The sequence below is a fragment of the Saccharothrix hoggarensis genome, assembly GCF_052936025.1.
Genome location: NZ_CP193624.1, coordinates 5,233,823 through 5,246,100 on the forward strand (window position 1 = coordinate 5,233,823; position 12,278 = coordinate 5,246,100).

At 73.1% G+C, this 12,278-nt stretch carries 12 protein-coding genes and 1 pseudogene; 7 read left to right on the forward strand and 6 right to left on the reverse strand.

Annotation, left to right across the window (positions count from 1 at the left end; translation table 11 throughout):
- Positions 1 to 290 precede the first annotated feature (290 nt).
- The 3 genes and pseudogenes from ACRAKH_RS23465 to ACRAKH_RS23475 all read right to left on the reverse strand — a co-directional run bounded on the left by ACRAKH_RS23465 (position 291) and on the right by ACRAKH_RS23475 (position 3,513).
- Positions 291 to 1,361, reverse strand: a complete 1,071-nt coding sequence (locus tag ACRAKH_RS23465) for a carbohydrate kinase family protein (RefSeq protein ID WP_380725933.1) — start codon at positions 1,359 to 1,361, stop codon at positions 291 to 293.
- A 196-nt stretch (positions 1,362 to 1,557) separates the two neighbouring features.
- Complete coding sequence (gene shbA / locus ACRAKH_RS23470; RefSeq protein WP_380725935.1) at positions 1,558 to 2,316, reverse strand: RNA polymerase sigma factor ShbA; 759 nt, start codon at positions 2,314 to 2,316, stop codon at positions 1,558 to 1,560.
- Positions 2,317 to 2,495: 179 nt separating this feature from the next.
- A pseudogene (locus tag ACRAKH_RS23475) lies at positions 2,496 to 3,513 on the reverse strand (class I SAM-dependent methyltransferase).
- A 402-nt stretch (positions 3,514 to 3,915) separates the two neighbouring features.
- Here ACRAKH_RS23475 and ACRAKH_RS23480 point away from each other — a divergent pair.
- The 4 genes from ACRAKH_RS23480 (at position 3,916) to ACRAKH_RS23495 (ending at position 6,201) form a co-directional block, all read left to right on the forward strand.
- Positions 3,916 to 4,743, forward strand: coding sequence for an alpha/beta fold hydrolase (locus tag ACRAKH_RS23480; RefSeq protein WP_380725936.1), 828 nt, complete (start codon positions 3,916 to 3,918; stop codon positions 4,741 to 4,743).
- Between the two features lie 48 nt (positions 4,744 to 4,791).
- Positions 4,792 to 4,977, forward strand: coding sequence for a helix-turn-helix domain-containing protein (locus ACRAKH_RS23485; RefSeq protein WP_380725938.1), 186 nt, complete (start codon positions 4,792 to 4,794; stop codon positions 4,975 to 4,977).
- A gap of 4 nt (positions 4,978 to 4,981) precedes the next feature.
- Positions 4,982 to 5,551, forward strand: a complete 570-nt coding sequence (locus tag ACRAKH_RS23490) for a nucleotidyltransferase family protein (RefSeq protein WP_447009293.1) — start codon at positions 4,982 to 4,984, stop codon at positions 5,549 to 5,551.
- A gap of 215 nt (positions 5,552 to 5,766) precedes the next feature.
- Positions 5,767 to 6,201, forward strand: a complete 435-nt coding sequence (locus ACRAKH_RS23495; protein WP_380724746.1) for a hypothetical protein — start codon at positions 5,767 to 5,769, stop codon at positions 6,199 to 6,201.
- Positions 6,202 to 6,248: 47 nt separating this feature from the next.
- On the opposite strand, the gene ACRAKH_RS23500 is transcribed toward ACRAKH_RS23495, so the two are convergent.
- A complete protein-coding gene (locus tag ACRAKH_RS23500) occupies positions 6,249 to 6,851 on the reverse strand; it encodes a DivIVA domain-containing protein (protein ID WP_380724745.1) in 603 nt (200 codons plus the stop codon).
- A gap of 19 nt (positions 6,852 to 6,870) precedes the next feature.
- Positions 6,871 to 7,689: a lysozyme gene (locus ACRAKH_RS23505; protein WP_380724744.1), complete on the reverse strand. Its 819-nt coding sequence runs from the start codon at positions 7,687 to 7,689 to the stop codon at positions 6,871 to 6,873.
- Positions 7,690 to 7,949: 260 nt separating this feature from the next.
- Between ACRAKH_RS23505 and ACRAKH_RS23510 the strand changes: the two genes are divergently transcribed.
- Positions 7,950 to 8,327: a hypothetical protein gene (locus ACRAKH_RS23510; protein WP_380724743.1), complete on the forward strand. Its 378-nt coding sequence runs from the start codon at positions 7,950 to 7,952 to the stop codon at positions 8,325 to 8,327.
- Positions 8,328 to 8,447: 120 nt separating this feature from the next.
- The gene (locus ACRAKH_RS23515) at positions 8,448 to 10,577 is read left to right on the forward strand and encodes a transglycosylase domain-containing protein (protein WP_380724742.1); all 2,130 of its coding nucleotides are present in this window, start codon (positions 8,448 to 8,450) and stop codon (positions 10,575 to 10,577) included.
- A 64-nt stretch (positions 10,578 to 10,641) separates the two neighbouring features.
- On the opposite strand, the gene ACRAKH_RS23520 is transcribed toward ACRAKH_RS23515, so the two are convergent.
- Positions 10,642 to 11,397 (reverse strand): DeoR/GlpR family DNA-binding transcription regulator, encoded by a 756-nt coding sequence (locus tag ACRAKH_RS23520; protein ID WP_380724741.1) that lies wholly within the window; start codon positions 11,395 to 11,397, stop codon positions 10,642 to 10,644.
- Between the two features lie 107 nt (positions 11,398 to 11,504).
- Between ACRAKH_RS23520 and ACRAKH_RS23525 the strand changes: the two genes are divergently transcribed.
- The gene (locus ACRAKH_RS23525) at positions 11,505 to 12,245 is read left to right on the forward strand and encodes an SIS domain-containing protein (RefSeq protein ID WP_380724740.1); all 741 of its coding nucleotides are present in this window, start codon (positions 11,505 to 11,507) and stop codon (positions 12,243 to 12,245) included.
- Positions 12,246 to 12,278: the final 33 nt, after the last annotated feature.

Genomic DNA, 12,278 nt, shown 5'->3' on the forward strand with positions numbered 1-12,278 from the left:
CCCCCACTGACTAAGTCGCACGGCGACCACCGGGGGTTGCTCGACGACGAGCAGAAGTTTCGGCGTGATCTCCGACGACGGTCGTCGAAGTTACTCCTGCCCACTCCACGCCGTGGTCAAACCCCGCTGCGCCGGACGGCGGACGCCGCCGGGCGCGACAGGGTGATCAGCCTCACGCCCGATCGGCGGGAGACCCGGCACCTCCCGAAGCGGGTGGGAGGAACTTGCGACACGTCGATTATCGAACACGTGTTCGGTGGGCGGCAAGATCACTGTCGGGTGATCGTGGATCAGCCCGAGGCGCGCAGCCTGATCGTCGCGCTGGCCCGCCGGACCTCGACGCCCGCGTGGTGCGGCAGCACGTCCTCCAGGAAGCCGTACGCCTTCAGCTCGTCGTCCTGCCGCCGCGACACCGTGCGCCACCAGGTGGCGATGTCGACCCATCCCGGCGCGGACAGCGACCCGCCGAAGTGCTGCACCGACAGCGCGGCGCACAGGTTCGCGAACCGCACGCGCTGCGCCAGCGGCCACTCGGCCAGCGTCCCCAGCACGAACCCGGCGCCGAACACGTCGCCCGCCCCGGTCGAGTCGAGCGGCGCGACGTTCAGGCCCGGCACGTCCACCACCTCGCCGGTGGACGAGTCGACCGCCACCGCCCCACCGCCACCACGCGTCACCACCACCACGGGCACGTGCTCGGCCAACGCCACCGCAGCGCGCTCCGGCGTGTCACAGCGCGTGTACCGCTGCGCCTCGGCGTCGTTGGGCAGGAACACGTCGTACGGTTCGAGCCGGCGCAGCAGGTCGGGCGCCCACAGCTCGGTCCGGTCCCACCCGATGTCGGCGAACAGCAGCGCGCCCTGCTCCTTCGCCGCGGACACCCACCGCTCGTCGTCCGCGCCGACGTGGACGAAGCAGGCGCGCGTGCGGGGCGGCGGGTTCAGCATCTCGTCGGCCGACACGGGCGGCCGGTGGCCGTGCGTCACCATCGAGCGGTCGCGGTCCATCGCCATCGACACGGTGACCGGCGAGTGCCAGCCGTAGAACCGGCGGCAGTAGGAGAGGTCGACGCCTTCCTGCTCGGCCAGCACCTCCCAGCAGAAGTCCCCGTAGGCGTCCTCGCCGAACGCGGCGGACAACGCGGTGCGCAGTTGCAGCCTGCTCAGCGCCACGGCGAGGTTCGCGATGCCGCCGGGGCACGACCCGAGGCCCTCGGCCCACACCTCGGTGCCCGGCGCGGGCGGGCGGGGCAGGCCGGTGAAGATGATGTCCAGGAACACCGTCCCCGACAGCAGCACGTCGAACCCCTCCGAGGAGGACGGGTCGGCGGGCGCGGGCGGGGACGACGACGGTGACGGCACGGGCGAACCCACCGACGGGCTCACGGGCGGGGCAGGCGTTGCGGGCCCGGACGTGGCGGAAGAAGGCGTGGCCGGCGCGGGCGTAGTCGGCACAGGCCTGGCGGCCGGAGGCGTGGCGGACCCGGGCGGAGGTGTGGCGGGCGCAGGCGTGACGGGCGGAGGCGTGGCGGCCATCCCCCAACGATGCCAGGCCCGGTCAGCCGTCGACAGCCGCGAACAGCTCGCGCATTCGGGCCAGCGCCCGGTGCTGCGCCACGCGCACGGCCCCGGCGGTCGACCCGACGGCCACCGCCGTCTCCTCCGCGGACAGCCCCACGGCGATCCGGAGGACCAGGATCTCGCGCTGCCGCTGGGGCAGCAGCCGCAACAGCTGGTTGACGTGGCCGATCAGCTCGCCCGTGACGGCCCGCTGCTCGGGTCCGTCCTCCAGCGCGGGCGTGTCGGGCAGTTCGGGGACGACCTCGGCCCGGCTGCGCACGGCCCGTCTTCGCGCGTCGGCGACCTTGTGCGCGGCGATGCCGTAGACGAACGCCAGGAACGAGCCGGGCTCGTACCGGTACGTGCCGAGGGCGGACACCACGGCCAGGCAGACCTCCTGGGCGATGTCCTCGGCCGAGACGAGCGTGCGCTCCCGCGAGCCGACCCTGGCCCGGCAGTAGCGCAGGACCAGCGGTTGGAGGCGGGCCAGGAGCTGCCCGGCGGCGCGCCGGTCGCCCAACAACGCCTGGTCGACCAGCTCGGACAGGTCGGCCTCGGCGAGCCACCGGGTGGTCGACCGCGGCGGCGCGCCGCCCGTGACCAGCGTGACCCGGGGCCGAGCGGGCAGGCCCGCGTTCTCGTCGACCGCACCGGTCCCGGTCCCGCCGGCCCCGATCGCACCGGTCCCAATCCCGCCGGTCCCGACCGCTCCGACCTCGATCCCGACGCCGGCCCGCACGGATGCGTGCTGCACCATCCGGCGACCTCCTCACGCTCGTCAACGTCCGGCCCCATCCCGGCTCACTGATGAGGAGCGTGCAGCGGTGCTCCTGATACGGGACAGGGTCACAAGCCGACCACGATCCGGGACCGGCGGGGCGTGACGGCACCCGGCCGCGCTGCGGGTTGAGCCGTTCGGCCGAGTGGTGGAGACGTCTACTTCACCAAGGCGAACTGGCGGACACCCAGGTAGCCCACCCGGAATCCCGCTTCGGAGTAGGCGAGGTAGAACTCCCACATCCGGCGGAACGTCCCGTCGAAGCCGAGCGCGGCGACGTCGTCCCAGCGGTCGAGGAAGCGCTCGCGCCACCGGCGGAGGGTCTCGGCGTAGTCGAGGCCGAACGCGCGGGATTCGGTGATCCGCAGGGCGGTGTGGTCGCGGACGGTCTCCTCGATTGTAGTCGCGCAAACGGATGGTGACGCGGTCGGCGACGCCCGCGTCGGCGGCACGTCGTTCGGCCAGGTCGCGCTGCTCGGCGGACAGGGTCAGCGAGGTGACGGTGGCGCCGCGTCGGGCGGCCCGGACGGCGAGGGCGCCCCAGCCGGTGCCGATCTCCAGGACCCGGCTGCCGGAGCGGACGCCCGCGTAGTCCAGGACGCCGTCGATCTTGCGGAGCTGCGCGGCGGCCAGCGTGTCGCCGGGTCGGGCGAACCAGGCGGACGAGTAGGTCATGGTCTCGTCGAGGAACAGCCGGAACAGGTCGTTGGACAGGTCGTAGTGCCGGTGGACGTTCCGCCGGGCGTTGTGGACGTCGTTGCTGTCGGTGGCGGGGTGGCGGCGTTCGACCCAGCGGCGCAGCACCTGCAGCGGCGGCGGGACGAGGGTGGTGAGGCGGGACGCGAACGCGGTGAGCAGGTCGGCGAGCGCGGTGGACGTCCAGTCGCCCACCATGTACGCCTCGCCGAACCCGATCTTGGCGTCGACGCCGAGCCGGTGGAAGAACGCGTCCGGCCGGTGCAAGCGCATGACGGGCGCGTCGCGTCCGCCGGCGCCGAGCCGCGGCCCGCCGGGCAGCACGACCCGGACGGGGAGGGTGCGCACGGCGTGGCGGAACAGGGCCTCGGCGATCCGCGCGCGCCACGCGGACCGGGGCGGGGTGGCCAGGCCGGGCCAGATCCCCCGGTCGGGACGGGGCAGGTCGACGGCTCCCCCGGCGCTCCTCGACGACGTCATCGGCTACTCCTCGGTGCTGCCGGCACGCGTCGAGCCCACGACGCGGCGCCGTGGCGGCGGATCGACCCGGACGCGCGGTGGGTGATCGGCGGCCGTCGGACGAGCAGTCGCGCCGGTTCGCGGTGTCGCGGCAACCGGCGCCCGTTCATGGTGGCACCGGGGGAAGTGGTTCCGCCTTCGCACCAGCCGGTGGTCACCGGGTGTTCCGGCGCCGCGCCTCGCGTTGTGCCCGTGGGAATCCAGGAACGACGGGACTGCGACGGCACCCGCGAGTTCACCCGAAAGGTGTGGCAGCGGCGCCACCGATCACCTGTCGGTGTCGGGCGGCAGGATGTCCGCGCGGGGCGCCACGCCAGAATGCCCCGGCGGGCGGACCGGTCGACGGAGGGGATTCGGATCACAGTGGTCGAACAGCTGAGCGTGCGCACGGACGAGGGCGTCTTCGACGCGATCGCGGCCGGTCCCGAGGACGGGCGGCCGGTGCTGCTGCTGCACGGCTTCCCGGAGGCGGCCGTGGAGTGGGAGCACCAGGTCGCGGTGCTGGGCCGGGAGGGCTTCCGCGCGGTGGCGTTCGACCAGCGCGGCTACTCCCCCGGCGCGCGGCCCGAGCGTGCCGCCGACTACGGCGTGGACGCCCTGGTGGGCGACGTGCTGGCGGTGGCGAACTCGTTCGGCTGGCCGGTGTTCGACCTGGTCGGGCACGACTGGGGCGGCGCGGTGGCGTGGTGGACGGCGGCCGAGCACCCGGAGCGGCTGCGGAAGCTCGCCGTGGTGTCGACGCCGCACCCCGGCGCGTTCGCCGAGGCTCTGCGGACGGACGAGGACCAGCACCTCCGGTCCGGGTACATGACGGACTGGCGCAACAGCAACACCGAGCAGCGGATGCTCGCCGACGACGGCGCGGCGCTGCGGCAGATGTTCGAGTGGCGGGTGCCGCCGAGCCGGGTGGACGAGTACGTGCGGCGGCTGTCCGAGCCGGGCGCGCTGACGGCGGCGCTGAACTGGTACCGCGCGGGCCGGCCGGGCGGCAAGGCCGGGAAGGTGTCCGTGCCGACCCTGTACGTGTGGAGCACGGAGGACGTGGCGTTCGGCTCGACGGCGGCGCTGGCCACGGGCGACTGGGTCACCGGCCCGTACCGGTTCGAGATGGTGGAGGACGTGTCGCACTGGGTGCCGGAGGAGGCGCCGGAGCTGCTGACGTCACTCCTTTTGGAGCATCTCTCGCGGTGATCGGGCGGTGGTTGAACCGTTGCCGCGGCCCCGCACGTGTTCCCGCGTATGACGGAGTTGACCTACTCGGAGCGCAGGGTCGCGACCCTCGCCGCGTGTGGCCACAGCAACCGGGCGATCGCGATGCGGCTGCACATCACCGTGAGCACGGTGGAACAGCACCTCACCAGGGTCTACCGCAAGCTCGCGGTGGCCAGCCGGACCGAGTTGAAGGGCCACGAAGCCCTAGTGTGACCCCATGCGGGTCGCCGGGTTGCTGCTCGCCGCGGGCGCCGGACGCCGGTTCGGCGGGCCCAAGGCGCTGGTGGCGCACGGCGGCGTGCTGTGGGTCGACCGGGCGGCGGCGGTGCTGCGGGACGCGGGGTGCGCGCCGGTCGTCGTGGTGCTCGGCGCCTCGGCGGCGGTGGTGCGCGCGCGGGCGTCGCTGGCGGGCTGCGTCGTCGTGGACAACGACGACTGGGCGTCCGGCATGGGGTCGTCGCTGCGCGCGGGGCTGTCCGCGCTGGCCGGCGCCGGTGACGTCGAGGCGGTCGTCGTGCTGCCCGTGGACACTCCGGGCGTCACGGTGGCGGCGGTGGAGCGGTTCCGGGCCTTGGCGTCACGGGCGTCGCTGGCGCGCGCCTCGTACGACGGCGCGCCCGGCCACCCGGTGCTGATCGGCGCGGACCACTGGCCGGCGGTGTCGGCGGCGGCGGTCGGTGACGCGGGCGCGCGGGACTACCTGCGCGAGCACGGCGCGCTCGACGTGCCGTGCGGGGACGTGGCGGACGGCGCCGACGTGGACCACCCGCGGGACCTCCCCACCTGAACCGGGTACGCGGCGGCGGGCGTTGTGCCACAGTCGTGGGGTGGCGCTTCCCCGGGGTGGACTGCTCGCGTTGGTGCTCGTCGCCGTGGCCGGCTGCACGTCGCCCGGCCCGGAACCCGACCACCGGGCGGAGTCGCCGGTGGCCCGCGCCCCCGACGACCACGACGTCCGCGCCGACCCTCGCCGCCTGCGAGGCCCGGTACCAGGTCGCGGACGTGGCCCAGCCGCCCCCGTCCACACCGGTCCCATCCACGCCGGCGCCCCAGCGCACCCGCGACCACGACGGCCCGCCGAACCCCGTGGAGAACAACCGGTGGAAGCACCGCCCGCCGCTCTCCGCCGGTGACCACGCGGCGGCGCTGACGGCGGCCGGGCTCGTGCGGCCGGAGCTGGAACGGCTGTGCCGGGAGCGGATCTTCGGGCTGGACGCGGCCCGCGGGGTGTTCACCGCGGCCGGCTACCCGGCGAACGACGTGCACGTGCAGCCGTTCACCGCGTCGGCGGACGGCGCCACCCCGCCGGGCGTCGTCTACACGCTGCGCCTGGGCGACCGGGCGTGCGTGATGGGGCACGTCCGGCCGGACGAGGTGCTGCTCGTGGTGGACGGCACCAACGGCGAGGGGACGTGCATCGAGGCGCGCTCGCACTGACCCCGCCGTCGCACTGACCGCGCCGTCCCACCGACCCCGCACGCAGGTCAGGCCGTCGTCGGGCGCTGCTCCTCCGTGTCGGGCTGGATGACCTGCAGCGGCCCCGACGTGAGCCGCGGCACCGGCACGTCCAGCGCCGCCGCAGTCTCCGGGGTCCAGCGGTCCTGCTGGTCCACCTGACCCGCCAGCAGCGCGCCGGCCTCCGCCGTCGCCCGCTGCACGATCTCGCGGGCGCGCTGCTCGGCGTCGGCGAGCCGCCGCTGCGTCTCCTGCTCGGTCTCGTCGAGCAGCACGGCCTGCTGCCGCGCGACCTCCTCGGCCCGCTTGAGCATCTGCTCGCTGCGTTCCCGCGCGTCGGTCTCGAACGCGTCCGCCTTCTGCCTCGCCACGTGCATCAGGTACCGGATGCAGCCGGACACGGCGTTGTCCTTCGAGTAGCCCGCGTGCAGCACCCGGTACTCGGCCAGCTCGCTGCGCGCCTCCTCCAGCTGCCGGATCAGGTCGTCGGCGGTGGCCACCGCGGCGTCCCGGTCCACCCGGAGCACGTCCAGCTCCCGCCTCAGGCGGGCCAGCTCCTCGTCCACCTCTTGCCGGTCGTAACCGCGCAACCGCACGCGGAACGGGATGCCTTGGGACTCGTCGATGTGCATGGCTTCCGCCGTTCCGGACTCAACCCCTGGCCAGCGCCACGAGGTCGTCCATGGTGCCGTTGAACAGGTTCTGGTCGATGGGCGTCGAGGTGTGCTGCCAGATCGCGTGCGCGGTCCAGCGGTACGGCAGCGGGCCGGCGCTGTCGGCGTACCGGGCCACCCACAGCGGGTTGGTGCCGCTGAGGTCGGCCCCGCGGCCGGTGCACCTGTCCCACCACGAGGTGGACGTGTAGATCATGGGCGGGCGGCCCGTCCGGGCGTGGTAGGTCTCGCTGAACTGCCTGATCCACGTCACCATCGCCTCGGGGGTGAGGCCGTAGCACGTGTTGTCGCCGTACGGGTTGTACTCGATGTCGAGCGCGCCCGGCAGCGTCCGGCCGTCGGCGCTCCAGCCGCCGCCGTGGTCGACGAAGTAGTGGGCCTGCGCGGCGCCGTCCGAGCGGTCGGGCAGCGCGAAGTGGTACGCGCCGCGGACCATGCCGACCCCGTACGAGCCGTTGTACTGCTGGGCGTGGTTGGGGTTCCGGTAGCCGGTGCCCTCGGTGGCCTTGACGTAGGCGAACCGCTTGCCCTGGCCCCACCAGTACGGCCAGTCGACGTCGCCTTGGTGACTGCTCACGTCGATGCCGGGGACGGTCGGCCCGTCGAGCGCCAGGTCCGCCGCGGCGACGGGGACCGCGCCCTCGTGCTTCGCGATCTGGGAGCCCGCGTAGTGGTCGGCGGACCCCTCGGGCAGCGACCGCGCCGCCGCCGCGGGCGCGTGCGCGCACGCCAGCAAGGCCACCACGACAGCGGACGTGGTCGTGCGGGACTTCCACCTGTGGGATCGCGCCGCCATGGCACATTCCTCCCCTTCTCCACCGGGTGTCGGTGGAGCGCCGAGTCTCTGGGAAACGGACTACCACCACAACACACAGGACAACCTGTAGATGTTCATTCCACCCGTCCGAATGACGCAAAGCGCCTTTGCAGGCACGCGACGTGACCGCCCGACCCGGGTGGACCGAGATCAATTCCCACGCACCGGCGAAATGAGGGCTTGAAGTGTCATGTACAGGGGCACTCGGTGATGGGCACGACGTACGGAAGGTGGGAACCATGACCTCGACCGAAGTCGACTGGGAGCCGTTCATCGAGTCGCTGCACGAGGCGGCCGGCCTGTGGGATCGCGGCCTGGCGTGCCGGGCCCACCTCCGCGACCTCGCCGAGGAGGTCGACGCGGACGCGCCGCGGGTCGTGCCGATCACCGAGGCCGAGGCCGAGCGGTTGATGCGGGCCGTGGCGTTCCTGGCCCGGCGGCTGAGCGTGGCGGCGGAGTGCGTCGTCTACGTGACCGCGGAGTCCCGGTTGGAGCCCGCCGAGGGCGACCCGGCGGCCCAGGCGGACGCCCTGTCGCTGACGGCGCTGCACGCCGCCGCGATGCGCCACGCCGCCGATCTCGCGAGCGCTGCGTTCAGCCGCTCTGACGCAGCGTAAATACTTCCACGATCGGGTGAACAAAGCCGGGCTAAACGTCGGGGCGCGATTATCCGTACGTTGCAGTGAACCTGGTTCCGCCGGCGTTATCAGTAGCCCGTCCGAGCGTACTTTCGGTACATGCGAACCGCGGATTGTCTCGCGAAACTCGCCGGCCTCTGCCTGGTCGCGGGGCTGCTGCTGGCGGGCGTGGCGCTGCCGGTCGTCGGGGCGGCCGGCCTCGTGTCGAACCGGATGAGCGACCACGTCGCGGCGATGTCGATCAACCTGCTCGACTCGCCGCCGCCCCTGATGACGACCATCACCGACAAGGACGGCGTGCCGTTCGCCTACCTCTACGACCAGTACCGCGTGCTCACCCCACCGGACAAGGTCGCCCAGGTGATGAAGGACGCCCTGGTGTCCGCCGAGGACCGGCGGTTCTACGAGCACCAGGGCGTCGACTGGCTCGCCACGATCCGGGCCGCGCTGCGCAACCAGTCCGAGGGCGCCGTGACCCAGGGCGCTTCGACGATCACCCAGCAGTACGTCAAGAACCACCTGGTGCACGTGCTGGAGCGGCAGGACGTCGGCGGCCAGAAGGAGGCCCAGGAGCAGACGATCTCCCGGAAGCTGCGCGAGGCGCGCATCGCGATGCACGTGGAAACGCAGCTCACCAAGGACGAGATCCTGTCGCGCTACCTGGACGTGGTGCCGTTCGGCGGCACGGTCTTCGGCATCGCCGCGGCGTCCCAGGCCTACTTCGAGACCACGCCCGACAAGCTGACGGTGCCGCAGGCCGCGATGCTCGCCGGGCTGGTCAACAGCCCCACGTTCCTCGACCCGGAGGCCCGGCCGGACAAGGCGACCGAGCGCCGGAACATGGTCATCGACCTCATGGTCGAGAACGACAAGCTCTCCCCCGAGCAGGCCGCGGTGCACAAGCGCGCGCCGCTCGGCCTGGCCAACCCGGTCCGGCCCCTGCCGACCGGCTGCGTCGGCGCGGGGCCCGAGTTCGGCTTCTTCTGCTCGTTCGTGGTGAACCACCTGACCCGCAACGGGTTCCACCTGAACCAGCTCAAGATCGGCGGCTACACGATCCGCACCACGTTGGACCGCACGCTCACGCTGCAGGCCAAGCAGGCCGCCGACGCGCAGGTGCCGAAGACGACGCCCGGCATCGCGAACACCGCGGCCGTGGTGCGGCCCGGCAAGGAGCGGCACGACGTCGTCGCGCTCGTGTCGAACCGCGACTACGGCCTCGACCAGGCCAAGTTCCAGACCCAGTTCGACCTGCCGAGCGGCGTGGAGAACAAGTTCGGCGCAGGCTCGGTGTACAAGGTGTTCACGGCCGCGGCGGCGCTGGAGAAGGGCCTGGGCATCGAGACCGTCATCGACACGCCGAACTCCCACGTCTCGCGCGTGTTCCGCGGTGGCGCGCCGAACTGCCCGGGCACCGGCGAGCCGTCGACGTACTGGTACTGCCTGAGCAACCACAACGACCGCTACCCGCCCCGGATGACGCTGAAGCAGGCGTTGGCGACGTCCCCCAACACCGGGTTCGTGATCCTGGAGGAACGGGTCGGGCTGGACGCCGTGGTCGACATGGCGACGCGGCTGGGCATGCGGGACACGATGGCGACGAACATCGCGGGCGTGCCGCCCGACCCGAAGTCGCAGCGCAAGGACCTGCGGGTGACGCAGGCGGAGTTCTACAAGTCGGCGGGCAACGCGTCGTTCACCCTCGGCCCCGCGCCGACGAACACGTTGGAGCTCGCGAACGTCGCGGCGACGATCATGTCCGGCGGCGTGTGGTGCCGGCCGACGCCGATCGTGGAGATCCGGGACCGGCACGGCCAGGTGGTCCAGTTCGCCGACCCGTGCGAGCAGGTGGTGGAGGAGCCGCTGGCGAACGCGCTGGCGGTCGGGATGAGCGAGGACGACCAGGGCCAGGGCACCGCGGCGGCGGCGGCGAAGCAGTTCGGGTGGACCCGGCCGGCGCTCGGCAAGACGGGGACGACGGAGGAGTACAAGTCGGCGGCGTTCCTGGGCGCGACGCCGGACTACGCGGGCGCCGTGCAGGTGTTCAACGACAGCACGTCGCCGAGCGGCATCTGCGTGAACGCCGGCCCGCCGCGCCTGTGCGGCGAGGGCGACATCTACGGCGGCACCCTGCCCGCGCGGACCTGGTTCGACTTCATGACGAAGGCGCACGCGGGCCTGCCGGAGAAGCCGCTGCCGGCCGTCGAGCCGCGCTACCTCCGGCCCTGAGCCGCGTCGGCGCGGACCGCGGGGCGAACCCGGCGACACCCGGCCGGCCGGGGCCGGCGCGACGTCACACGAGCCGGACCTCCACCCCGGCCTCCCGCAGGCGTGACACCTCGTCCTCCGGGGCGTCCGAGTCGGTGACCAGGACGTCGATCTCCTCGACCGGGCACACCCGGCCGAACGCGGTCCGCCCGAACTTCGAGCTGTCGATCGCGGCGACGACCCGCGCCGACGCCCGCACGGCCGCCTGCTTCACCGCGCCCTCGGCGAGGTCGTGCGCCGACACGCCGTCACGCGCGCTCAGGCCGCAGCTGCCGAGCACCATCGTGTCGAACCGCATCACGTCGAACGCGTGCTCGGTCAGCGGCCCGACGAACGCCAGCTCGCCGGGCCGGACGTCGCCGCCCGGCAGCACGAGCCGCACCTGCGACGCGGCGCGCAACGCGTCCGCCGCGTGCAGGGACAGCGGGAGCACGGTCAGCCGCCGGTCGGTCAGCTTCCGCGCCACCTCCACGGTGGTGCTGCCGCCGTCGAGCACGACCGTCTCGCCGTCGTCGACGAGGGCGGCGACCGCCGCGCCGATGCGCCGCTTGGCCTCCGACCGCTGCCGCGCCCGCGCCGCGTACGGCGTCTCCTCGCCGGTCAGCATGCTGACCGCCGCTCCCCGCACGCGCCGGAGCAGCCCGTCGCGCTCCAACGCGTCGAGGTCGCGCCGCACCGTCATCTCCGAGGCGCCCACCAGTTCCGCCAGGGCGCCGACGGGCACCCGCTCGCCGCCCCTGAGGCGCTGGAGGATCAGCTCGTGCCGCTGCGCAACATCCATGATGTTCATCTGAACACCGATGATGTTCATAGGTCAACACGCTGGCGGGCGGTGGGACGATCCGGTAGGACTTGGCGACACGCTGGTATAGACCACTGGAGGATCGCATGACGAGCGAGACCGTGACCGACTCCGACTACGGCGACGTCGTGCGGAACCACCTGATCCGGGTGGAGCAGCAGAACGCCGCCGCCCTGGACGACGTGGCCGAGCTGCTGCTCGCGAGCGTGCGCGCGGACGGCATGGTGCTGACCGCGGGCGCCGGGCACTCGCTGGCCGCCGTCGCCGAGACGTTCTACCGGGCGGGCGGCCTGGCCTGCGTCCGGCCCGTCTACCACCCCGAGCTCCTCCCGATGCACGGCGCGGTCAGCAGCACGGCGGCCGAGCGCCGCTCCGGCCTGGCCGCCGAGGTGCTGCGCGAGGCGGGGCTCGCCCCGCACGACGTGCTGTTCGTGTTCTCCACCTCGGGCGTGAACCCGTACCCGGTGGAGCTGGCCGTGCTCGCGGCGGACGCGGGCTGCCCGGTGGTCGCGGTGACGTCGGTCGCGGCCAGCGCCCTCGCGCCGCGACGCGCGGGCACCACGCTCGCCGAGAACGCCACCGTGGTGCTGGACAACATGGTGCCGCCCGGTGACGCCACCTACCCGGCCGACGCCCCCGCCATCGCCGCGGTGTCCACGATCGCCACCACGTTCCTGTGGAACCTGCTGATGGTGCGGCTGTTCGACAAGGCCGCCAAGGCGGGCGTGAGCCTGCCGCTGTGGCGCAGCGCGAACGTCGAGGGCGGCGACGCGGCCAACGCGGACCTGCTGCGCAAGTACCAGACCAGGGTGCCCGAACTGGGCTGATCCGGGCTGCGCCGTTGTTCACGAAACCTCCAC